The sequence below is a fragment of the Bacteroides sp. HPS0048 genome (assembly GCF_964240755.1).
GTDB lineage: Bacteria > Bacteroidota > Bacteroidia > Bacteroidales > Bacteroidaceae > Bacteroides > Bacteroides nordii.
The window spans coordinates 68505-93605 of sequence record NZ_CAXSVC010000004.1; the positions used below are offsets into that span (position 1 = coordinate 68505).

Genomic DNA, 25101 nt, shown 5'->3' on the forward strand with positions numbered 1-25101 from the left:
CAGTATCACTCAGAGCCTATAAGAAAAATTTATTTATAGTATAATAATTATTTCGACTTTGGGTTCAAGTGATTATTTGTAGTTATGCATTACAATTAAATAATTCATTAATATGAAATTTACGATGAGAACAATAACAACTTCCTTTGTTTTTTTGACATTTATTGTTATCTGTAACCCGATTTTTGCTCAATTCACAGAAAAAGAATTTGATGTGGATTTATGGGCAAATGGACTCCCTAACACAAATGGTATAGATCATACTCCTTTTGATGATAACATCCAAAATTATAAACCTTCATTACGGATATTCCTGCCTTCGAAAGAAAGAGCGACCGGGCGTGTTATTATTGCTTGCCCGGGTGGTGCATACGGTGGATTGGCTTATAGACATGAGGGGTACGATTGGGCTCCGTTCTTCAACCAATTGGGCATTGCTTATGCTGTCCTGAAATATCGTATGCCAAGGGGAAATCGAGAGGTTCCATTCTCTGATGCGGAAGAGGCCATACGACTCGTAAAAGAAAAAGCAAAAGAGTGGAATATAAATCCGGCAGATATCGGAATTATGGGGTCTTCTGCTGGTGGTCATCTGGCTTCAACAATAGCGACACATACAAAGGCAGATTTGCGTCCGGCATTTCAAGTATTATTTTATCCGGTAATAACTATGGATAAAGCCTTTACTCACATAGGATCGCATGATAATTTATTAAAAAAAGATGCCTCTAAAGAACTGGAAGATATGTATTCTAATGAAAAACATGTGACAGACAAAACTCCCAGAGCCTTTATTGTTTTTTCTGACGATGATAACGTTGTGCCTACACCTAATGGAGTATATTATTATCTGGCATTAAAGAAGAATAGAGTTCCTGCTTCTATCTTCATTTATCCATCAGGAAGACATGGATGGGGATATAAAGGGGATTTTAGGTATCATAAAGAAATGTTGCAAGACTTGAGGGCTTGGCTTGACAGTTTCTAAGAAATATGTGGGAGGAGTAGATTTTTTTCAATAGCGGATATTGCATAAGTTTATTCCAATAATTATAAAAATAGTTTTTAGGGTTCATTTTATACATATGTTTTAAATCTCCCATAAATGACGGCTGAGCCCAAAACATTAGCTCAGCCGTAGTAACTTATTGATAACCACCCAAACAACGAAAGGCAAGCAGTCTTTTTATTGACTACTTGCCTTATCGTTGTGATTCCGAAGCGATTCGAACGCTTGACCCACGCCTTAGAAGGGCGTTGCTCTATCCAGCTGAGCTACGGAACCATCCTTAATTGCGGTGCAAAGGTAATGCTTTTTCTGAAACTTCAAAAATATTTCTGTATTTTTTTGTGTCTTTCTCTGTGCAGAAAAGGCTATAATCCTAAAGGTAAGCCTGTTAAATACCACAAAATAAATAACAAAGTCCAGGCTATTAAAATGTAAACAGAATAACGCCATGTATATCTTAATAGGGAAAGATAAGAGGAGTTCTTGTCATATTGCTGCATATAGGTCAATACTAAAGGCATATAAAAAAGAAAAGGAGTAATGGCATTGGTTGCACTGTCTCCTATACGAAAAGCACACTGCACTACATCCGGAGAGACACCTATTTTATCGAATATCGGAATGAAAATGAATGCCATAAATGTCCATTTGGAGGTTGCAGATACCATGATGAGATTGATCAGCGCACTGAATATGATAAAAAGGATAAGAGTCGACAAGTTGCCAAACTCAATAGAAGAGAGTAGATTTGCTCCCATTATAGCCAGGCACTTGTCAAGGTGTGAGTACTCAAAACAGGCAAACATCTGTGCCGCAAAAAAGGCGATAACAAAATATACTCCCAGTAACTTCATCGGTTGTGCCAAACCTTCTATCACATCTGCATCCGTACGATACCGCCCTGAACTGAATCCGTAGATCATTCCCATAAGTCCGGCTCCCAAGGAAATGAGAAACAATATTCCCATAATAAAAGGAGAACGCATCAAATTGCCACTTACACCACGCAAAATACCATAGGAAGAGAAAGTTAGCCAAAGTACTAAAGCAACATAGGCCACGCCTACAATGATGGCCATTGTTAAAGCACGGCGTTCCTTACGAGAAAGCGGTTTATAACCTTCAAAGAGTGTACTTCCACCATAATTGCCCATAGCCGGAAGTAATTTACGACGCGTTACCCAATAAACTACGGCAGCAATGAGAAAAGTAGAAACAAACATGAAAAAATAATTGCATAACGGCCCCGTATCACCGTGTTCTATACCACCTGCCACTGCGGCTTCTTCTGTGGTGCGGGCCAGCAAAGGATCCATCGTACTTAATACAACATTAGCACTATAACCGCAAGCTACAGATGCATAAGCTGTGATAATTCCAGCTACCGGATGTAACCCCACGGAATGAAACAAAGTAGCAGCAATAGGCAGCAATATAATATAACCAGCATCACCTACTACGTTTGATAGCAATCCCAGGAAAATAACCCAAAGAATAATTTTCTCTTTCTCCTGCTTTCCACGAATTCCCTGCCGGATACAAGCATCTATAAAGCCGGAGTGTTGCGCTACTCCTATACCAAACATAGCTACAATTACCATTCCCAAAGGAGCAAATCCTGTGAAATTGGTGACTATATGACGAAGCAACCAGCGAATACCTTCCGGACTTAACAAGCTTTGCACACGAATTTCCTCACCTGTTTGTGGCAATGTAACGCTTAGTCCGTAGATGTCAAATATCCACGAAAGAAGCACAACGAACATTGTCAGCACAAGGAACATTGTGGCCGGATGTGGCATGCGCCATTTGCTATTCTTCATCGGCTTCCAGATTATCAAGATCGAGGATACGAAGTTCAAATGCACGTACTACCAGACGGGTAGCATTCACCCCTACCCGTTCTCCATTAGGAAAGAGTCGTCCGACAAGATCGTTCTGCCGTTTTTCGAGCGACTTCACTCCAAAAGGCATACCCTTGAGATTGGCTATCATCTCTTTGGTATATCCCAAGGCGAGATGGCGTAAAAAACGTTCGTCATATTCATCGATATCGTAATTGATAACAGCTTCTTGGCGTTTGGCATCGTTACCTACAGAGGCTTTAAAACGATCTACTATCTTCTCAAGTATGGGATAGTTGAATACAAGTTTCTTGCCGTCCATCACTGCTTGTACATCTGTCTTAGTCAACAGTTCACCTGTCTTCAGGATAATGCCGTCTGCTCCTGCATTCAGTACATCTACCCATAGTTTTTCATTCAATATTTCACCTGTGAAGATAAGCACCCGTACTCCTTTGTAACGTTTGAATATATTGCGGCAGATATCTACTCCAATAGTGGTAGAACCACCCAAACCAAGATCGAGCAGTACCAGATCGGGTAATTGGGCTTCCATTAACGGCCAGAATTCTGCTTCAGTCATAGCTGTCCCAATAACTTCTGCATTGGGTATTTCATGCCGGAAAATCTCTTCTGTACCTTTTAATTCCAGCTTTACATCTTCTACGATAATTACTTTAAATTTTCTGTCTTCCATACGTTTCGTTACATATATTGTTATGACTCGTTACACATATTATTATACTGCTTTACATCTATTGTTATCATCGCCTGGGTATGGTAAAGTAAACAGTAAACCCTCCCCCCACAGCAGGCTCGGCATTGATACGGCATCCACGTCGTCCGGCAAATTCATCATGATCGCGAATAATTTGCTTACATATCAGATATTCCGTACCGCGGAGTTCTCCTTTTTCACCTGCAGTCATACGTGCCAGATTGGGATAAAACAATTGGTTCAGCTCTTCTACGCTCTTTTCGCGACGGGTGTCGGTAAAAAGAAAGCGTACATATTCATCCTCTTCTCTGGCTCTTAATTTCAATATTCCGTTTTTAGACCCATCGAGCGCTTCGTCTATCAGATTTTCAAGAAGAAAACGAAGTTGATTGATATCTCCGATAACCCGGCCCTCCGTTGGTTCGAGCATTAACTCAACTCCGGTTCTTTTTCCCTTACTAACCCTCCGGAAATACTTAGCTGCATATTCAAAAAGATCGGAAACCTGAATCGTACTCCGCCGGAATGTAACCTCTTCCAATTGCCGGGAAGCACAGGAACTAAGGATGGTAAAGATGCCTTTGTAGTACTCTATCAATTCACTGATAGCTTCCACATTCTCCCGTTCTTCTGCTTCTGAAAGATTTTGTGTATTCAACTTACCAACGATCTGTTTTATTTTATTGGGATAATAAACAGTCTCGTGTTTGATGGTAGAAAGGCAATTATCGAGTACCATATTCTGAACATGCAGCATACTGTCTTCCCAGGAAGCACGTTGTGCTTCTTCATGTGCAGATTCAATATCCCGGTATTTCATTGCCAGTTTCACTACAGCATTGAACACTACGATTGCTACGTAACGGGCCACCAATTCAAACAGCAAACGATCTGTTTCTAATTCAGTTCCTTCACGGCGTTCCAGGTAAAGCACACCTACACACTGATGCTCTCCTCCGGCATCCACCATCAATGGAATGGCCTGTGCAAGCCCGTCAGACTGATAAGCTTGCTCATTAAAACAACGTTGCATCAACTCAGGCATCGCATCAAGCCGAGGATTGGAAGCAAACTCTAAATGATGGGTAGTCTCATTGTACACGGCAAGGCTGAGTCTATCAATTGTGAGTAATTCGTTGATAGAATCAAATGCTTCGTCAACGAGTCGTTGAGGAATCTCCTTCAATGTATCCTCTTCGCGCTGTAAGGCTTCGGCCGACTCCTGTGAACGTATCAGTGAAGAAGCGAAAACTTTTTTGTTTATCTCAAGCACCTGTTCTAAATTCAGACGGTTGAGCAGGCGTTTGCGTATATAGATTAGATAATAACCTGCCAGAGAGATTACCAACAAAAGGATGCAAAGGATAATACCTACTATCTTGTTCGTTGTAGAACGTTCCAATTGGCGGCAGTATCCCTCCAACGACTGATCTTCACTTTGCAGCTTATAAAGGGCTGTAAATGCTGCATTATTATAATTATATCCGTCCAACTGTTTTAGTGCAAGAAAAGCGACCGCTGCTTCATTCCTTATATCCAGTATGGCATGGAAGTCTGAATCGAACATTTCATTCCACCAGGTCAGTTCGGCCGGAGTACCTTCACCAACCAGTTTCATGTATCGATAGGGCCGGCGGGCATATTTCTTATAATGCTTGTTCAACACCTTAATAGCGGAGTCTGCATATTGCAGGGCCGCTTCATAATAACCGTCTACATTAGCAAAATAGGCTGCATTGGCATAGTCTGATGCTTCGTCAAGCAATTGTTCATAATTGGAATCTACAGCCAGGCCTACGGAGTCTATTGCAGATGGAGCAAATGCCTGTTTAGCTTCTTTTACACAAGAAGAGCACAGGTATGAAGGCAATAGCAAACATAACAGCATTCCTATTATCTTTCGTACTCCCGGCGGAAGACGGAAATAAAAACGGCTTCCCCTACCCGGTTCACTTTCAACGCTGAACAGGCATACCCGGAACAAATCATTTGTTTTACGATACTTTTCAATGATACCTTTACAGTTCATCAGTCCGAAGCCACTTCCTTTATTCTGTCTCAGTATTTCCGTATCCTCAGTATCTTTCATTCCGATAGCACGTGAATCGTATACCTTCTCGCCAATAATACGCGCCACATCTTCGGCAGAAAGTCCACGTCCGTTATCTTCTACCGATATTTCAACGTATTCTTCAGTCTGGCGGGCATAAATATGTATTTTCCCTCCTTCAGGAGTATATTTACGGGCGTTTTCGGCCAATGTATTTATCATAAACAAAGTCAATGCCTTGTCTGCCTTTACCAATACCTGTGTAGATTCTATTTCGAGTGTCTGATTCTTCATTTCAAAGGCTCTGCGTCCTTTCCCTAAAAGTTCGAAAAGCTCGTTCAGGCTGAAAATTTCTATATTTAGGCTCAATGTACCCTGTTTCATCTTAATCCACAAGGCAAGAATATCATTGTATTCATTGATCGTAGTCACTAACTCGTCAATGTATTGATATTTTTCTTTTTTGATCCGCAGATCTTTCATGAAACCTTTTTCCGTCAGTTTGTGCACCTCGTTGAGTATGCGGTCTATATAAGGATTGATACCATTCACAATGGCAAGACACGACTTCTTTATCAGATTCTGGCGTTTGTTGGCAGCAATATGTTGTTCATAGACATAACGTTGCTTTTCCAGTTGATTACGCTCGTCACTGAGGGTGGCAATGGCCTGCTCATTATCCATAGCCCACTCCACATAGGGTATCAATATATGTACCAATGCCTGTTCATCGCGGCTCAGCCGATGATTGTGAACGAAATTTGCCTTTCCTTCTTCGGTAACCTCCAATGTAATCCGGTCCGGTCCGAACAAGCGGTCAATACCTTGCTGAATAAGAGGTATATTCATCGGAATAAAAGCTGTAATATCCCGGCAGAGAATCAGCGTCTGTTGCAACCGTTCGGTGTAAATACGATTTTTTATTTTAGAACGTTTATTGAAAATCCAGAATAAAACGATTACCAGGAACAAACCTACCGTAACAAAGAAAAGTACGATATTTAACTGTTTGGACTCTGCTTCCAGATAGGCGTAACGACTTTCCAGTTCCTTGTCCTGACGGGTATCATTTAATATATCCAGGTAGATATTGCGGTTGTAGTCGGACTCCGGTTTCATACCCAAACCTGCATAAGAGACACTCAACTGTTCGCGAATACGGGATATCCATTCAGGTACAGTTTTGACTCTCTCCTGCCCTATCCACGTCATTTCGGTGAAAATGGTGTCAGCACCGACAAAAGGCTGCAGTTTGTCCAACGTATCGGCATCATGGTGATAATACAAAAGATGATGATGATTTACGCATTCCAGTGCTTTACCCAGAGAATCGAGTGCTTCGGAATACAGACCATGAGCATTGAAGTACTTTCCGATAGAGACATAAGCACCGGCAATCTGATACAGGTCATCGTATTCCTTGAAAGTCTGTAAGGCCTTTTCTCCCAATCTTAAAGGTAATAAAGAGTCAATTGGTATGCCCAGCTGCTTCAATGAATGTGAACGTCTTGACACAATCAGATCAAAATCTCCTTCAGGTATCAGCAGGTTAGCCAATCCCTGCATACTGTTTCCGACAAAATAAAGATAACCTTCACGGGAAGCCAGTCGCCAGGTAGTATAGAGTTCGTCATATTCATGTAATTTCCGTTCGTCCGGTGTATCACCTTCACACAAAGAAGCCGATCCTTTGATATAATGAAAATAAAGGTATTGATTGGTATCTTCATTCAAAGCTTCGTCTTGCGGAATCTTATCCAGTGCTGCCATTGCTTCGGGACGTTGCTGAAGATAATAATAGTAAACGGCAGATACTATAAAAAACTCAGTAAAGGCATAATTCAACCGTAGCGTCTCATGCTTGTCTGCAAAAACATTACTGTCTTCACGAATACGTTTCATTCGCCGCATAGCGCTGTTGCGATAATCGTAATATTCTTTGTTCATGCCCGCCCGCTGGTAGATTTTCATCAGTCCCACATCCGCAATAAGCAATTCCAGTTCATTTTTAGTGAGTCCGTATACTTCTTTGTGCAAACCTTCAGCGCGTTCAAAATCCATTTTCATAAATGCACAAAATCCCAGATTATTGCAAGCCTCTGCTTTTCCCTGGTTGTAAAGGCGGGATTTGTTATAGGCTTCCAATGCAGGATGATAGGACGAATCCAGATTTTTGTAACGATAAGCATACGCTCTTCGATTCAAAGAGTCGATAAAACGTACCTCTTTGGTAGGTGCTGTACCGACACACGAAAAGAGTGCTGTGAGCAACAGCATGCACAGTATATACAAAGGTAGGTGACGGTTCATCGTTTTAATAATTATTCGATGTGCCAATTACCATGCGGTATGTTAAAATAGTGTAGCCAATTAGCATATTGGCACATTATCCTATTGGCGCATTATTTAATCTCGCAAATCTACAAATATTTCCCGTGAATAGGAATGAAAAAATATTTTTTCTACAATAAGTCTTTTAGATTGTCGGGAGATTTCATACCTTTGCGGGCAAATTAACAAATAGGTAACAACTATTATAAAATGAGCGAAAAAGCACCCTTTATGGTATTCTCGGGAACCAATTCGAGATACCTGGCAGAGAAAATCTGCGCCAGCCTCAATTGTCCTTTGGGAAACATGAATATCACCCATTTTGCAGATGGTGAATTTGCTGTTTCTTACGAGGAGTCAATCCGTGGTTCACATGTATTCCTGGTTCAATCCACTTTCCCAAACTCTGACAATTTAATGGAACTTCTGCTGATGATTGATGCAGCAAAAAGAGCATCTGCAAAGAGCGTAGTTGCTGTTGTTCCATATTTTGGTTGGGCTCGTCAGGACAGAAAAGACAAGCCTCGTGTTTCTATCGGCGCAAAATTGGTAGCCGATTTACTTGCAGTAGCAGGTATTGACCGTCTGATCACAATGGACCTTCATGCTGACCAGATTCAGGGATTCTTTAACATTCCGGTTGACCATTTGTATGCTTCGGCAGTGTTCCTTCCCTACATTCAGTCACTGCATCTGGAAAATTTAGTTATCGCTACTCCTGACGTAGGCGGTTCAAAACGTGCAAGTACATTCTCAAAATACCTCGGTGTACCTTTGGTACTTTGTAATAAATCGCGTGAGAAAGCTAACGAAGTTGCCTCTATGCAGATTATTGGTGATGTAAAAGATAAAAATGTTGTTTTAATTGATGATATCGTAGATACAGCAGGTACGATTACTAAGGCCGCCAATATTATGGTAGAAGCCGGTGCAAAATCTGTACGTGCTATTGCAAGTCATTGTGTTATGTCAGACCCTGCTTCTTTCCGTGTACAAGAATCAAGTCTTACTGAAATGGTATTCACCGATAGCATCCCCTATTCTAAAAAATGTGCTAAAGTAAAACAGTTAAGTATTGCAGATATGTTTGCCGAAACGATCAGACGTGTCGTGAGCAACGAATCAATCAGTTCACAATACATTATCTAAGACAAACGATCCTGATAAATAAAAAAGTGGCGGCACAAATAATAAAGATTGTGTCGCCACTTTTTGTAAAGCCCATTTTAAAGTGCAAATTAACGTAGATTTTTGTAGATCAAGAGTTCTACCATTTGAATTAATTCTTTGCGAAAATTTGCGTTAATCTGCGTTTCAACTAAAAAGTATCTTTTCCGTACGGGAGCTCCCTACTCCAATCTTCCAAATTTATAGTTCCCTTTACGAATAATTTTGCCATTACTATCTGTTTCAACAAACGGCCCGTGCTTCTTTCCCTGCTTGAAGAATCCTTCGTAACGATGTCCGTCTTTATCTTCCTGGATACCTTTACCTTCTTCAAGGCCATTTACAAATCCGCCTTTATACTTTGTGCCATTGGTCAGAATTAATATTCCTTCTCCATTGGGCTGATTATTTTTCCATTCTCCATCGTATGTATCACCGTTACTCCAGGTGTACTTACCACGCCCGTTTCTTTTGTTCTCTTTCCAGTGTCCTTTATATACAGCTCCGTTTGCCCAGGTAAATGTACCCTCACCATCCTGCATACCGTTCTTGAAATTTCCTACATATTTATCGCCATTCGCATGATAATAGATACCTGCTCCGGTGCGTTCACCCTGTACATATGAACCTTCATAGCGATCTTCTCCCAAATAGAAAATACCTTGTCCATGTTGCAGATCGTCCATCCAGTCACCTACATATTTTTCTCCGTTGGTATATTCGAAAGTTCCTTTACCTTCACGGACATCGTTCTTCCATTCGCCATCATATTTGCAGCCGTTGTTCCATGCCAACACACCTTTGCCGTCTTTCTTATCATTTTTCCAGGTACCTACATATTTCGAACCGTCTCTCCAGGTATATGTGCCCTGACCTTCTCGTTTATCATTAGCCCAATTCCCTTCATAGATATCTCCGTTATGGTAATACATCGTACCTTGTCCATGTTGATAGTCCTGGAACCACATACCATCATAGCGGTTATTATTCATAAAGTAGAAAATTCCTTTTCCATGCTGCTGATCCTGAAACCATTGCCCTTCATACTTTTCTCCATCAGGGAAGGTATATATTCCGAAGCCTTCACGTTTTCCCTTTACATACTCCCCTTCGTATACGTCTCCATTCTTAAAAACAGTCTTTCCTTTACCATTTGGTTTACGGCCTTTCATCTCTCCGGTATACACGGAGCCGTCTTTAAATGTATAGTTTCCTATCTTGATTTCAGTGGAGAAAGTGTCTTTTATTTTTCCGAAAAAACCACCTTTGTTTTGTGCTATAGCGCCTTCCTGAGAAAGAAAAACCAATATGAGTGCAGTATATAGATATTTCATTAATTTACAGATTACAAGTTACGAATTACGATTAGCGATGTGACAAAGATACAATTTCTCAGGCAAAACACACAGCTATCATCCCCTTTTTATGACAACTTTTTACCTGCGATGACCTCTTTTAATGTCTCTTTGCACAAATAGCGATTGGCCAATTCTTTCATTTCTTCGGGTGTAACTTCCTTTACAGCCTGCAATGAGCGGGCAAAATAAGTATCATCAAGCTTTGAAGTGTAGATGAACATCCACGCATCTGCCAATGAGAAAGGGGATTCATAATTACGACACATTTCTCCTAACATATAGTTGCGTACCATTGTCAGTTCACTCACAGGTACGGGTTCAACCTGTAATTTATCAATCTCATGATAGACCTCCCTGATTAAAAGCTCTACATATTCATTATCTGCTTCCGTACTAATCAGAATCATACCGCTTCCGGGATAAAACAGGGTACCTGCTGAAATGCCATAAGTATATCCCTTATTTTCCCGGATATTAGACATCAGCCTACTGCCAAAATAACCTCCGAAAATGGTCATCAATACACGTAGTTTAAGATAATCCGGATGTGTACGTTCAATAGTTGTAGCGCCTAACTTTATGGCACTCTGTAACGCATCATCCCGTTCTACAAATATTCTTTTATCAGGCGTAGTGGTAAAAGTATATTCTTTTTTCACCAAAGGATACCGATAGTTACCAAAAGGAGTATTACCGAAAGCAGACTCTACCTTGTGGATAACATCATCTGTTACGTTACCGGACAAGAAAATTGCGCAATTACCGGAATGATAATATTCATCATAAAATTCACGAAGCACGTCGGGAGTTATCAAACGGTAATCTTTCTCTTCTGTTAAACGCCCACATGGGTGTTCGTTTCCATAAAGTGCAGTGAGCAAACTTCGTTGAGCAAGAAAATCAACTTTGGAGGAATTAACAAGATATTGCTGTATGTTTACATCAAGTACTGTGTTCAGCTCTTTTTCGGGGAAAAGAGGCTCTTTTATTATAGACTCTAATATTTCGAGTGTTTCAGCGAAATACTTATTTAAAGAATATAGCGTGATATATGCGTATTCCGACGAACTGGAAAGTTCCAACCATGCACCATAATAATCCAGTTTCTCTGCAATCTCCGAAGCAGTGTACTTAAGAGAGCCTTCACGAAGCATCCGATTCGTGAAAAGAGCCTGTAATTTCTGAGTTTGCTGCCATCGCCCTCCGGCAAAAAGAATGTCCATACGTACTACGTCCTGTTCTCCTGCCTTGATTACCGCCAAAGGAATGCCATTGGGCAACGTAGTCCGCATTGGAAGGGTAACAATCAAATTTTCCAGGTCCTGGATCTCGGGTTGTATCGTTCTATCCATGGTTGCGATATAAAATCATTTTTTATTTTTCAGAAACTCCTCTGCTCGTGCGAGATCCTGGGGGGTATCAATACCAATCGTCTCTACTTCACTGACTCCTACTTTGATTGTATAACCATTCTCTAGCCAACGGAGTTGTTCCAACGATTCGGCCAGTTCCAAAGAAGACTGTGGAAGCGAAGTTATCTCTTTCAATATTTCGGTACGATAGGCGTAAAGTCCAATATGTTTATAGTAGGTATGATTCTGAAGCCATTCGGACTTTTCCACACCGCGCAGATATGGAATCACAGAGCGACTGAAATACAATGCATTCCAGTTCTTGTTTACTACTACTTTAGGTGAGTTTGCATTTTCCAGGGTTTCAAAAGCATCATTAGTATCAAAAGGTTTAACTAATGTAGCTATTTGAGTCGTTGCATCTTCAAAACAGGCTTTTATTGCCTGCAATTGTGATGGCTGGATAAAAGGTTCGTCCCCTTGTATATTAACCACAACATCAAAATTACCACCAATTTTAGTCGCAGCTTCATAACAGCGGTCCGTGCCGCTCTTATGTTCTACGGACGTCATGACTACTTTACCACCAAAAGCTTTTACCGCAGCTTCAATACGCACATCGTCCGTTGCCACATAGGCGTCATCAAGTATCCCTGCCACTTGTTCGTATACACGCTGTATTACGGTTTTTCCTCCTAATATAGCCAGCGGCTTTGCAGGAAAACGTGTAGAAGCATAACGGGCAGGTATTATTCCTATAAATTTCATATTATTTTAAATCTAAGTAATCTAACTCTTTTAATCCTTTCCGGACATATTCTTGCTTCATATCCTTTGGTCTCAATATCTTGCCGTCGTACATTAACAGGTCTATATCCAGACAGACTTTTTCTTTCACTTTATCACCAGGTCGACGACCGGCTTCACGTTCTATGGCTTTCAGCTCATCTACTACGCACTCTTCATCCAATTCGGTAACAAACTCTGCCACCTGATTGGAAAACAATGCGAAACTCCTCAAATACAGTGGCTCTGTTTCCTCCTCCGTTGCAAAACGAACAGTAGGAAACAGCGCCTGTAGCCTTTGGCGTGCCAGAAGGAGGTTCTTCTTCCGGTTGTAGTTACTTCCAATACAGATAAGACAACGCTTCAATGGTAGAATTTTTAATTAAACAGATCGTCTAGTCCAAGTTCTCCAGAGTCTTCTGAGCCAATCTCCGATCCGGCACAAGGATCAAATCCTTCGGGTAACTGGAAATGCTCTGTCGGATCGTATCCTAATGTCTTGTCGTCAAATACCTTTTTCATATATTTTCCCCAGATAGGTAATGCCAAAGAAGCTCCTTGTCCGTAGGTCATCGTATCAAAATGAATATCACGTTCCTCGCCTCCTACCCAGCAACCGGATACAAGTGAAGGAACAAAACCCATAAACCAACCATCGGAATTAGCATTCGTAGTACCTGTTTTACCACCCATATCGGCTGTAATACCATATCGGCTGCGAACACGTCCACCAGTACCTTCGTTGATTACTGCACGGAGCATCACCAACATTTTATAAGCACTCGACGCACTGATAACTTCATCCATTTGCGGAGCAAACGTTGAGAGTACGTTGCCTTCATTATCTTCGATACGGGTAACAAACAACGGTGCCACACGAATACCCTTATTGGCAAATGCCGTATAAGCGCTCACCATCTCTCCTACCGAAATTTCACACGGACCGAGACAAAGCGATACAGTTGGCATTATGTCTTTGTTGCGAACCCCAAAACTATGTATCAACCGTACCAATGCATACGGATTCAATTTCCCCATCAAATATGCCGATACCCAGTTACTGGAATTAGCCAATCCCCATTTCAGGGTTACAAGTTCTCCGTAACGTTTTTTAGTACTGTTACGCGGAGTCCAGGGTATACCGTTTTCATCCATTAGCGTCTGCTCTACGTGGCGGGTTTCGTCACAAGGAGAATACCCGTTTTCCATAGCCAGCGCATAAAGGTAGGGTTTTATTGTAGAACCCACTTGACGGCGTCCCACCATAGCCATATCATACTTGAAATAGTTATAGTTGGGGCCTCCCACGTAGGCTTTTACATGTCCATTGAACGGATTCATTGACATAAAACCGGTACGTAGAAAATGCTTATAGTATTTAATAGAGTCCATTGGTGTCATGATGGTATCTTTTTCACCTGCCCAACTGAACACAGACATCTCCTCCGGTGTATTGAATGCCTTCTTGATTTCAGCTTCCGAAGCCCCGTCTTTTTTCATTGCCCGGTAACGATCTGTTTGCTTTACAGCTCTTTCAAGGATTTCGTCAATCTGCTGTTGAGTCAGCATATTGCTGTATGGTGCTTTTTTACGGCCTTTTTTCTCTTTGAAGAATTGTGCTTGCAAATCTTTCATATGTTCTTCTACAGCTTCTTCGGCATAACGTTGCATGCGCGAATCGATGGTCGTATAAATTTTCAAACCATCGGTGTAGACATTGTAATTTGAACCATCCTTCTTTTTATTCTTTGCACACCACCCATAAAGAGGATCGGTTTCCCATGAAAGTGAATCCTCATAAAACTTCTGCATTTGCCAACCACGATAATCGCTTTTATCCGGTTTTTTAGCAGTCAGTACTCCACGTAGATATTCACGGAAATAAGTTGCAAGACCTTCATTATGCCCTACGCGATTGTAAGTCAGCGTTAACGGAAGCGCCTGCAAGGAATCGCGTTCTGCTTCGGTAATATATCCTGCTTTCTCCATTTGGCTAAGAACAACATTGCGACGTCCCAAAGCATTCGCCCGTATCTTCGAATTGCGGGATACCGGATTGTAGAGTGAAGGATTCTGGCACATGCCTACCAGCATGGCGGCTTCTTCCGTTTTCAGATCTTTGGGTTCGCAACCGAAATAAGTGTGAGCTGCCGTTTTTATACCTACTGCATTATTCAGAAAGTCAAATTTATTAAGATACATCGTCAGAATTTCTTCTTTTGTATAGTAGCGCTCCAGCTTCACAGCAATTACCCATTCAATCGGTTTCTGAAGAAGGCGCTGAAGCGTATTGCTTGCAACATTTTCGGTAAACAGCTGTTTGGCAAGTTGCTGAGAGAGTGTGCTACCTCCACCGGCACTTTTCTGCATCAAGATACCACGTTTCACTATGGCTCTGGAAAGAGCTTTCACATCAATACCCGAATGTTGGGCAAAGCGGACATCTTCGGTGGCAATCAAAGCGTTAATGATGTTGGGAGATAAATCAGCATAACTGCTGTAAACACGATTGTTCTGCTTTAATGAGAAAGTTCCGAGTACTTTTCCATCTTCGGAAAATATTTCGGCTGCAAATTTATATTCCGGATTTTCGAGTTCTTCTACCGGAGGCATATAACCTATCCAGCCATACGATATAGAAGCAAAAACAACCACACAAAGCAGTACTACTGCAGCAAAAAATATCCAAAGGGCTTTTATTATTTTTTTTATCATTGCGTTCTGTTACGAAATTATCAGTTTATTAAGTTGCAAAGATAGCTATTATTCAGAGAACGTACAAATTTCAATTCAAATCAAAGTTATTGAAAAGCAAAAAATAACTAAGAGCCAGTATGGATTCTCCTGTGGAATGCAATTTTCAACTTTCAACTTTTAATTTTCAACTTCATTCGTTGCAGATACCGCATTTTCTCTCTACCTTTACAGTCTGAAAACAAGTTCTATCAATATTAAAGATAACAGAATGGAAAACAGAAGTTTAGTAACCATTGCCGAGCATTCGAAAGAAAAGATACTTTATATGCTTGAAATGGCGAAGCAGTTTGAACAAAATCCCAACCGTCGGCTACTTGAAAATAAAGTGGTAGCCACTTTGTTCTTTGAGCCATCTACCCGTACCCGACTTAGTTTTGAAACAGCTGCCAATCGTCTTGGAGCACGTGTTATTGGGTTTAGCGACCCCAAAGCTACCAGTTCATCTAAAGGCGAAACGCTAAAAGATACGATTAAAATGGTAAGTAATTATGCTGATATTATCGTCATGCGTCACTACTTGGAAGGAGCTGCCCGCTATGCAAGCGAGATAACAACAGTACCTATTGTAAATGCCGGAGACGGAGCCAACCAACATCCATCACAGACAATGCTCGATCTTTACTCGATCTACAAAACACAAGGTACACTCGAAAATTTGAATATCTATCTCGTAGGCGATCTTAAATACGGACGTACCGTTCACTCCTTGCTAATGGCCATGCGCCACTTCAACCCTACTTTTCATTTTATAGCTCCCGATGAGCTGAAGATGCCGGAGGAATATAAAATATATTGTAAAGAGCATAATATAAGATACGTAGAACATACTGATTTTACCGAAGAAACGATTGCCGAAGCCGATATCCTTTATATGACCCGGGTACAACGCGAACGCTTCACCGATCTGATGGAATACGAACGAGTGAAAAATGTATATATCCTACGCGCTCAGATGTTGGAGAACACACGACCTAATCTGCGCATTCTTCATCCTCTGCCTCGTGTCAATGAAATAGCTTATGATGTGGATGAAAGCCCGAAAGCTTATTACTTTCAACAGGCGCAAAACGGGTTGTATGCCCGTGAAGCCATTCTGTGTGATGTATTAGGAATTACATTGGAAGATATAAAATAGAGTTAATGACCAAAGATATGAACGAAAATAAACAAGCCCTGCAAGTGGCTGCCCTCCGAAACGGGACTGTCATCGACCATATACCCAGCGAAAAACTGTTTACCATCGTACGGTTACTCGGACTGGAACACATGAAGAACAATATCACTATCGGCTTCAATCTTGAAAGCAAAAAATTGGGACGAAAAGGTATTATCAAAATAGCCGATAAGTTTTTTTGCGATGAAGAGATTAACCGCATTTCAGTAGTGGCTCCACATGTGAAGCTGAACATTATCCGTGATTATGAAGTTGTAGAGAAGAAGGAAGTGCGCATGCCGGACGATCTGAAAGGGATTATAAAATGTGCCAACCCTAAATGTATCACAAATAATGAGCCAATGGCCACCCTGTTCCATGTAGTGGACAAAGACAACTGTGTGGTGAAATGTCATTATTGTGAAAAGGAACAGCGGAGAGAAGAATTTACAATAACCAAGTAATTGACGATTAGACGATTTACTATTTACGATTGAAGAATACTATTTATTGTCAATCTATACATAAGAGTAATTTCAATCGTAAATAGTAAATCGTCCAATTGTAAATATTTAATTTATGCGTGTTGACTGGAAACCTGGAACAATGATTTATCCGTTGCCGGCCGTCATGGTGAGTTGCGGAAATAAAGAAAGTGAATACAATATAATTACAGTGGCATGGACGGGAACGATTTGTACGAACCCGCCCATGTGTTATATATCCATACGTCCGGAGCGCCACTCCTATTCCATAATAAAGAGAAACATGGAATTTGTGATTAATCTCACAACAGCAGAGATGGCATTCCCTACAGACTGGTGCGGAGTACGTTCAGGGAAAGAATATCATAAGTTTGAGGAGATGAAGTTAACGCCGGGTAAATGTACCGTAGTTAATGCCCCACTCATTGAAGAATCACCACTCTGTATAGAGTGTAGAGTAAAAGAAATCGTATCGTTAGGATCACACGATATGTTTATCGCCGATGTAGTAAATGTACGTGCTGACGAAAGCCACCTGAACCCGGAAACCGGAAAGTTAGAACTGGCAGAAGCCAATCCACTGGTGTATGTTCACGGTGGATACTACGAATTGGGTAGTAAAATAGGAAAGTTCGGATGGAGCGTCGAGAAGAAGAAATAACATGTTAACTGAATAATATGCCAATAATGCCGGTAGAAATAAAACAGATGCGTTCAGTCAATGACATACACACAAAATGTATGTCTCTTTCGTATGTCTGCAAAATAGCAGGTATAATGGCATATTGCCTTTTTGTATCACTATCAGTTGCCTCTGCACAAAGTGGTAAAAGCCCGGATAAAATAGACCGTCCCAATCACAGAAGATTCAATATCGGGATAAAGGCTGGCTTTAATGCTTCCATGTTTTTGGTATCGGATTTTAAGATTAAAGATGTGACCATTGATGAGATTCAGAACAACTATAAACTGGGTTACTTTGGTGCACTTTTTATGCGTATCAACATGAAAAGGCATTTCATTCAACCGGAAATATCCTATAATGTCAGTAAGTGTGAAATAACTTTCGATAAACTTGGATCACATCATCCGGACATTGAGCCGGATTATGCTTCGGTCACTTCCATGATCCATAGCATTGATTTTCCGATGCTCTATGGATATAATGTAGTGAAAGAGGGGCCTTATGGTATGTCTATTTTCTTTGGACCGAAACTTCGCTATATCTGGGGAAAGAAAAACGAAATCACTTTTGAGAATTTTGACCAGAAAGGAATACATGAACGTCTGTACCCTTTCAATCTGAGTGCCGTTATTGGCGTAGGTGTAAACATCTCCCGTATATTCTTCGATTTCCGATATGAGCAGGGAGTACACAACATTTCCAAATCGGTAACGTACGATAATATAAATTCTGACGGGAGTACCGGAGTAAGCAATATCACCTTCCATCGGCGCGATCAGGTACTCAGTTTCTCATTAGGAGTGATATTTTAATAGATAAATCTGCTTTTTTTTGTCGGATTATCATTCTTTTTCCATAAATTTGTGCGCTTAATAAAGAATCTCCAATAAGAAACTTATTTTTATATAATACAGAATGAAAAGAGACGATTTAATTTTCGATATTATCGAAAAAGAGCATCAACGTCAGCTTAAAGGTATCGAGCTGATAGCATCAGAAAACTTCGTGAGTGACCAGGTGATGGAAGCAATGGGTTCCTGCCTTACCAATAAATACGCCGAAGGATATCCCGGTAAACGTTATTATGGGGGATGTGAAGTGGTAGATCAAAGCGAACAAATCGCTATTGACCGTCTGAAAGAAATCTTTGGTGCCGAATGGGCTAATGTACAACCCCACTCAGGAGCTCAGGCCAATGCGGCTGTATTCCTTGCCGTATTAAATCCGGGAGATAAATTCATGGGATTAAATTTGGCACATGGCGGACACCTATCTCATGGTTCATTGGTCAATACTTCCGGCCTTATCTATACTCCATGTGAGTACAATCTTAATAAAGAGACAGGTCGCGTTGATTACGATCAGATGGAAGAAGTTGCTCTGCGCGAACATCCCAAAATGATTATCGGTGGTGGTTCGGCATACTCTCGTGAATGGGATTACAAACGTATGCGTGAAATAGCAGATAAAGTAGGCGCCATCCTTATGATAGACATGGCACACCCTGCCGGACTTATTGCTGCCGGTCTGCTGGATAACCCTTTGAAATATGCACACATCGTCACTTCAACAACACATAAAACATTGCGTGGCCCACGTGGAGGCGTTATCATGATGGGTAAAGACTTCCCTAACCCATGGGGTAAGACTACTCCGAAGGGAGAAATCAAAATGATGTCTCAGTTACTGGATTCAGCTGTATTTCCTGGAATTCAGGGTGGTCCGCTGGAGCATGTTATTGCAGCCAAAGCCGTTGCTTTTGGTGAATGCTTGCAACCGGAATATATAGAGTATCAGAAGCAAGTACAAAAAAATGCCTCTGTATTGGCTCAGGCACTGATTGATCGCGGTTTTACAATCGTATCCGGTGGTACGGACAATCATTCAATGTTAGTAGACCTGCGTTCAAAATACCCTGATCTGACAGGTAAGGTAGCAGAGAAAGCATTGGTAGCCGCTGATATTACAGTAAACAAAAACATGGTACCGTTTGATAGTCGTTCTGCATTCCAGACTTCTGGTATACGTTTAGGTACTCCTGCCATCACTACCCGCGGTGCAAAGGAAGATCTAATGTTAGAAATTGCTGAAATGATTGAAACAGTACTCTCTAATGTTGATAATGAAGAAGTAATAGCACAAATTCGTGCACGTGTCAACAAAACGATGGAGAAATATCCGATCTTTGCCTATTAAAGGCCGGAATACATAAATTAATAATTTACAACTTAGAGCCCGTGTATCATCTGTGAAGAAGATACACGGGATTTTTTTCTTCATTGTGAACTTTTTGTTTTAAATGATGTTCTTACTACATAAAAACGAGAAAAGATAATAAACCTATACTTAATTATGAAGCTGAAAAATCTATTATTAATGGGCGTTATGCTAATTGCAACCAGCGCCGTAGCTCAGGAGAACTGTACCTTCTTCTTCCCTAACCAAGAGGGACAACAAGTAACCCGCAATTGCTATACAGCTAACGGAAAGCTCTCCAGTATCCTCGTTTATCGTGTAGACCAGGTCTATGATTATCCATCCGGTACAGAAGCAATAGCCAGTTACACCTTCTCCAATGCTGCCGGTAAGCTTATAAACTCCGGGCAAATGGTAGCACGCTGTAACGATGGAGATTTCTCTATGAGTATGAACGGTGCCACCACTTTCCCTGCTGCAATGGATATGATGAATACAGATGTATACATGATCGGTGATTTGATGAATTATCCGGATGCGATGTCTGATCCGACAGATCCGGACGATGACAATGAATTTGACGACGCTACCATACGCCTGTATCAGAAAGGAAACAAAAACAATCGCGCAGAAATTACTCTCTCTGACCGACGCTTTGTTGCTACAGAAAGTGTAGATACTCCTGCAGGTCCTTTTTACTGTACGAAAATTAAATATGACATAGACATCTGGACACCGAAAGGAAAGATAGAGGGGTACGGATACGAATGGTATGCTCCCAACATTGGTATTGTCCGCTCCGAACAATATAACAAGAAAAACGAATTGCAATCTTACAGTGTGTTAGAGAAAATCAAGAAATGACACACTGGACTCTATATATACCCAAGAGTGTGGTGCTTTCTGTACGGAGAAGTCACATTTGACAATGATTCCTTTATGAGAGAGAAATCTCCACATTCTTTCCAAAAAAACAGAAATTGAGTAGTTGCTAAATCCATAGTAGCTACTCAGTTTTTAATAATAATGCGAAAAGTGGTTGAAATCAGTTGAGGATTAGTCTTTTATAGCACACAAGACGAGACGGATCGAGCGGATGACAACGGATCAGATTTCCTTTTTCCTTGATTATCAATAAATAAAATAAAAAGTTCCGTTGTCATCCGTGTGCATATATTATCATATTACCACATTATTCATCAGCTTAACCCGTCTATTTGGCCATCAACAATGTCAATATGTTTAGCTTGTGGCTCTTTGGGAAGTCCCGGCATACGCATGATCTCACCAGCAATAGCAACAATCATTTCTGCTCCGTTATTTATTACAATATCTTTAATATGAAACTCAAAATTATTGACTGCACCATATATCTTCGGATCGGCAGAAAATGAATATTGCGTTTTAGCAATACACACCGGATAATGAGTGATCCCCATCGTTTCGGCAAGCTTGATTTTCTTACGAGCTATCGTACTGTATGTAATCACACTTGCGCCATAGATACCGGTAGCAACTTTTTCTATCTTCTGTTCGATGCTATCATCATCTTTATAAGTGAATTGCAAGGGGGCGGATGGTTTTTTCTCAATAGTTTCCACAACGAGATTAGCCAGATCGACAGCTCCCTCTCCTCCTTCACTAAACGCATTATTAATGGCAAATCCTACTCCTAATTCTTCACAATGACGACGAAGTAACTCCATTTCCTCATCCGTATCACTGGCAAACTTATTGAATGCAACAATTACCGTCTGGCCAAAAGCACGAAGATTACGAACATGTTTATCGAGGTTACGAAGTCCTTCTTTCAGGCCCTCCATATTGGGATCTTTAATGCGATCAAGACTAACGCCGCCATGCATTTTCAATCCCTGTGCTGTGGCAACAATAACAGTCAGTCGAGGCTGTACGCCACTCTTTCGACACTTTATATTGTAGAATTTCTCTGCACCAAGATCAGCTCCAAAACCAGCCTCTGTGATTACATAGTCACCAAAAGTCATAGCCATCTTAGTTGCCAGGATAGAGTTACATCCATGCGCAATATTGGCAAACGGACCACCGTGTACAAAAGCCGCTGTATTCTCTGTCGTCTGCACCAAATTGGGGTGAATGGCATCTTTTAATAAAACGGTGATTGCACCAGCCACTCCAAGATCTTTCACTGTGAACGGCTTATCATCATAAGTAAACCCAAGAAGTATATTTTCAATGCGGCGGCGAAGGTCTTCCATATCACTTGCCAGACAGAGAATAGCCATAATCTCTGAAGCAGGAGTAATGTCGAAGCCGGATTGCATAGTGATGCCGTCTGTTTTGGCACCCAGTCCGGTAACAATGTTACGCAAAGAGCGATCATTTACATCGAGTACCCGACGCCAAAGGATTTCTTTTAGTCCAAAGCCATTGGACTGGTTCTGATACAGAAAGTTATCCAATAAAGCAGAGATCATATTATGCGCCGAAGTGATGGCATGGAAATCACCTGTGAAATGCAGGTTTATCTTATCCATAGGAAGTACCTGGGCATATCCACCTCCTGCTGCACCGCCTTTCATGCCGAAACAAGGTCCTAAAGACGGTTCACGCAGAGCTACAATCGCTTTCTTGCCTATTTTATTAAGTCCCAGAGCCAGACCGATAGAAACAGTAGTCTTACCAATTCCGGCTTTTGTGGCAGTGATAGCAGTTACCAGTATCAGATTGCTCTGTTTTACTTTCTCTTCGTCTATCAATTGCTCGGGGATTTTTGCAATGTAGCGACCATAGTTTTCCACTTCGTCACGCGGGATACCAATACTTTCAGCAACCTGCTTTATTTTTTTCAGTTCCGTACCACGGGCTATTTCTATATCTGATTTCATATCGGGTAATTATTAGTTTCGCTTTTGAGGTTGCAAAATTAACAATTAACTCCATACAAAAGTTGGAATAAGCAGAGAAAAATCACTTAAATCGTGAAGTATCTACTGCTTCCCGCTGTTTCTCCTTATAGCCACCAAACTTATAGGTAAATGAAACACCGAATTCACGGAAGCAAGAATAGTTATTCGTTACATTTTGTGTTGCAAAATGGATGCGTGGCGAAATTTGTCCGGTTTCGAAGATATCATTACAGCGTAAAGTGAGCAAAGCTTTTCCTTTTGCAAACGTATATTTTATAGCCGCGTCCACGTTGCCGGATGCCGGTAAATCATAAATACCTTGCTGGGCTTTACTACGAACCATACCACTAATGATTATTTTAATATCCGGCTTACCGGAAAGTGTAAACGTATTGTTCATATGAGCCATACCATAACAAATCTTACGGTCAAAAGGAATATCCCAAAAATCACTGTCTTTCTGCCGGTCATACACTCCGATCAGAGTAATGCGAGAGCTTAACCACTCTTTCACTTTAAAAGGAATAACCGTCTGTAGCCCTATCTGTTGCTTCTTATCGAAATTTAAATATTTATAGATTTCCAACAAGCGATCAGGAGATTGATACAGTGTTTGGGTAGAGTAATCTTTCGTTTGGCTATACCAGGCAGTAAACATATACTTACTTTTTAAAACATATGTGAGTTGTGCCTGGTAATCAATATTCGGCTTCAAGAACGGATTGCCATGAATCTCAGAATATCCGCCTCCTAAATAAGATATAGCATCTTGTGTAGCCCAATAATCCGGATAATTTTTATCACTGCTAAAAGAAAGTTGCCAGATATTTCCGGCAGATGGAACATAGCTGAGATTCAGAGTCGGATAAAGATTCCATTCATTCCAGACAGGTGTATGAAACTGTTCGGTAGCCAGCGAAACATCCAACGATAATTTATCACCGAAGCTTTTATTAAATCCGGCATAAAAGTTTAAGGTCTGCTCACGCCGACGCGATTTCATGTTATTATTCCCAGACAATAATTCACCACTTTCGGGATGATAGTAGTATTGATGACTATGATCTATACTGGTAGTATAAACCGCTCCGTAATTGATTCCCCAACCTTTACCCAGATTTTGTTCCTCAGAAAGGAAAAACTTCCAACGATTAATACGCTGACAATCATCACTCAGAAAATCAAGTTCGTCATCATTTAAACGACTGTGCAACAATTGGGTAGAAGGAGACTCATAGAATGTAAATTCCGCACCTGCCTTCAAGCCAAACGGAGTACGATAATCCACGCGTCCATTATGAAGTTGATCCGTACTACGTGTTTGCGTATTAGAGGTTTGTGCTCCTTCTACTGTAGTCCGGTTATGCCCATTGGTGAACGTACCATTATAAACAAAGCTCAATTGCTGTTCTTCTGCAATTAGGTAATCCGCACCAAGACGAACACTGTGTGTGTTGTGTCGGCTGCGCTGCATCTCATGTGTATTCATTGGATATACATGACTATCCGACAGCGTATGCAAAGCCTCTTTGTCCGTTAAAAAATAGTTGCGTCCGTGTCCGTAAGAGTAAAGAAAGTCAGCAGAGAATTTATTTCCGGAATAAAGGAGGCTTGCACGCTCGGTCAATGCTTCATAATGTTTCTGTCTGTAATCGCTAAAAAGTTCTCCCTGAAAGGAAGGAGCATTTCCTCCCCCTTGTTTCAGACAAATATTTATCATGGCTCCACGAACCTGGTAGCGTGCCGGGGCGGAGTACATCACTTCAGCTTTCTCAATACGGCTTGAAGGAATACTCTTTAGCAACGTATTCAGCTGTTCGGTACTCATAGTAGTCACTTTACCATCTATGACTACGGTAACACCCTGTCCGGCAAGTGTGATACTACCGTTCATTTCTGCAACTCCCGGAAGTTCCTTGATTGCATCATAGGCATTATCGACAGGCAAATCATTAATGAGCCGTGGTATGTCATATACCAACTTGCCCTGTGTGGCTTTTACAATGGGACGTTCGCCTTTTATCATCACTTCAGGCAATTCGTGATAAATACTATCAATATAAGTATCCAAGCTATCTTGAGACTGTGCACACAAGTGTGTTAACCCCATGCCAATCACAGTAAACAGTAAATAAATTCGTTTCATATTGTATCTGGTTTTAGTGATAATGCAAAATACGCCAAAAATCAGTTTAGTCTGCGTTATCCGAAACTTATGTAGTGTTATTTAGTCTTATCGTCCACTACCATACAAAACAAAGAAGAATTAGATAATAACACTGACAACAGACTGAATAACAATGAATCTATAATTAAAGTATT

At 40.9% G+C, this 25101-nt stretch carries 17 protein-coding genes, 1 tRNA gene and 1 pseudogene; 8 read left to right on the forward strand and 11 right to left on the reverse strand.

Annotated elements, in window-relative coordinates; translation table 11 throughout:
• Nucleotides 1-112: 112 nt before the first annotated feature.
• Nucleotides 113-985: pseudogene (locus ACESQI_RS04495) on the forward strand (alpha/beta hydrolase); the annotation flags it as partial.
• Between the two features lie 226 nt (nt 986-1211).
• On the opposite strand, the gene ACESQI_RS04500 reads toward ACESQI_RS04495, so the two are convergent.
• From ACESQI_RS04500 to ACESQI_RS04515, 4 genes are all read right to left on the reverse strand, one after another.
• A tRNA-Arg gene (locus tag ACESQI_RS04500) sits at nt 1212-1285 on the reverse strand.
• An 89-nt stretch (nt 1286-1374) separates the two neighbouring features.
• Nucleotides 1375-2832, reverse strand: a complete 1458-nt coding sequence (locus ACESQI_RS04505; RefSeq protein ID WP_002560349.1) for an AbgT family transporter — start codon at nt 2830-2832, stop codon at nt 1375-1377.
• Complete coding sequence (locus ACESQI_RS04510; RefSeq protein WP_002560350.1) at nt 2822-3550, reverse strand: DUF5932 domain-containing protein; 729 nt, start codon at nt 3548-3550, stop codon at nt 2822-2824. The genes ACESQI_RS04505 and ACESQI_RS04510 overlap by 11 nt, the downstream gene beginning before the upstream one ends.
• 67 nt (nt 3551-3617) lie before the next feature.
• Nucleotides 3618-7931, reverse strand: a complete 4314-nt coding sequence (locus tag ACESQI_RS04515; RefSeq protein ID WP_223382212.1) for a DUF5113 domain-containing protein — start codon at nt 7929-7931, stop codon at nt 3618-3620.
• A gap of 231 nt (nt 7932-8162) precedes the next feature.
• Here ACESQI_RS04515 and ACESQI_RS04520 point away from each other — a divergent pair, with 231 nt between their 5' ends.
• Nucleotides 8163-9101 (forward strand): ribose-phosphate pyrophosphokinase, encoded by a 939-nt coding sequence (locus ACESQI_RS04520; protein WP_002560352.1) that lies wholly within the window; start codon nt 8163-8165, stop codon nt 9099-9101.
• A 200-nt stretch (nt 9102-9301) separates the two neighbouring features.
• Here ACESQI_RS04520 and ACESQI_RS04525 read toward each other — a convergent pair whose 3' ends face one another.
• From ACESQI_RS04525 to ACESQI_RS04545, 5 genes are all read right to left on the reverse strand, one after another.
• Entirely contained in the window at nt 9302-10453 is a 1152-nt protein-coding gene (locus ACESQI_RS04525; protein ID WP_237977445.1) for a phosphatidylinositol-4-phosphate 5-kinase, read from the reverse strand.
• A gap of 89 nt (nt 10454-10542) precedes the next feature.
• The gene (locus tag ACESQI_RS04530; protein ID WP_373125498.1) at nt 10543-11829 is read right to left on the reverse strand and encodes a M16 family metallopeptidase; all 1287 of its coding nucleotides are present in this window, start codon (nt 11827-11829) and stop codon (nt 10543-10545) included.
• A gap of 15 nt (nt 11830-11844) precedes the next feature.
• The gene (gene kdsB / locus ACESQI_RS04535; RefSeq protein ID WP_002560355.1) at nt 11845-12597 is read right to left on the reverse strand and encodes a 3-deoxy-manno-octulosonate cytidylyltransferase; all 753 of its coding nucleotides are present in this window, start codon (nt 12595-12597) and stop codon (nt 11845-11847) included.
• Nucleotide 12598: 1 nt separating this feature from the next.
• Nucleotides 12599-12982 carry a 2-amino-4-hydroxy-6-hydroxymethyldihydropteridine diphosphokinase gene (locus tag ACESQI_RS04540; RefSeq protein ID WP_195659877.1) on the reverse strand — a complete coding sequence of 128 codons (384 nt, stop codon included), beginning with the start codon at nt 12980-12982 and terminating at the stop codon, nt 12599-12601.
• An 11-nt stretch (nt 12983-12993) separates the two neighbouring features.
• Nucleotides 12994-15330, reverse strand: a complete 2337-nt coding sequence (locus tag ACESQI_RS04545) for a transglycosylase domain-containing protein (RefSeq protein WP_025866406.1) — start codon at nt 15328-15330, stop codon at nt 12994-12996.
• Between the two features lie 250 nt (nt 15331-15580).
• Between ACESQI_RS04545 and pyrB the strand changes: the two genes are divergently transcribed.
• From pyrB to ACESQI_RS04575, 6 genes are all read left to right on the forward strand, one after another.
• Complete coding sequence (gene pyrB, locus ACESQI_RS04550; RefSeq protein WP_007485559.1) at nt 15581-16507, forward strand: aspartate carbamoyltransferase; 927 nt, start codon at nt 15581-15583, stop codon at nt 16505-16507.
• Between the two features lie 17 nt (nt 16508-16524).
• Nucleotides 16525-16989 carry an aspartate carbamoyltransferase regulatory subunit gene (gene pyrI, locus ACESQI_RS04555; protein WP_002560359.1) on the forward strand — a complete coding sequence of 155 codons (465 nt, stop codon included), beginning with the start codon at nt 16525-16527 and terminating at the stop codon, nt 16987-16989.
• Between the two features lie 115 nt (nt 16990-17104).
• On the forward strand, nt 17105-17671 hold the full coding sequence (locus ACESQI_RS04560; RefSeq protein ID WP_007485558.1) for a flavin reductase family protein: 567 nt from the start codon (nt 17105-17107) through the stop codon (nt 17669-17671).
• A gap of 116 nt (nt 17672-17787) precedes the next feature.
• Nucleotides 17788-18507, forward strand: a complete 720-nt coding sequence (locus ACESQI_RS04565) for a porin family protein (RefSeq protein ID WP_223382214.1) — start codon at nt 17788-17790, stop codon at nt 18505-18507.
• Nucleotides 18508-18610: 103 nt separating this feature from the next.
• Nucleotides 18611-19891 (forward strand): serine hydroxymethyltransferase, encoded by a 1281-nt coding sequence (gene glyA, locus ACESQI_RS04570; RefSeq protein WP_007485557.1) that lies wholly within the window; start codon nt 18611-18613, stop codon nt 19889-19891.
• A gap of 156 nt (nt 19892-20047) precedes the next feature.
• Nucleotides 20048-20755, forward strand: coding sequence for a hypothetical protein (locus tag ACESQI_RS04575; RefSeq protein ID WP_007485556.1), 708 nt, complete (start codon nt 20048-20050; stop codon nt 20753-20755).
• Nucleotides 20756-21090: 335 nt separating this feature from the next.
• Here the strand turns inward: ACESQI_RS04575 and ACESQI_RS04580 are convergent, their stop codons facing one another.
• Together ACESQI_RS04580 and ACESQI_RS04585 are read right to left on the reverse strand one after the other, a co-directional pair.
• Complete coding sequence (locus ACESQI_RS04580) at nt 21091-22758, reverse strand: formate--tetrahydrofolate ligase (protein WP_195350713.1); 1668 nt, start codon at nt 22756-22758, stop codon at nt 21091-21093.
• Nucleotides 22759-22840: 82 nt separating this feature from the next.
• A complete protein-coding gene (locus ACESQI_RS04585) occupies nt 22841-24925 on the reverse strand; it encodes an outer membrane beta-barrel family protein (RefSeq protein WP_195659874.1) in 2085 nt (694 codons plus the stop codon).
• Between the last annotated feature and the right edge of the window lie 176 nt (nt 24926-25101).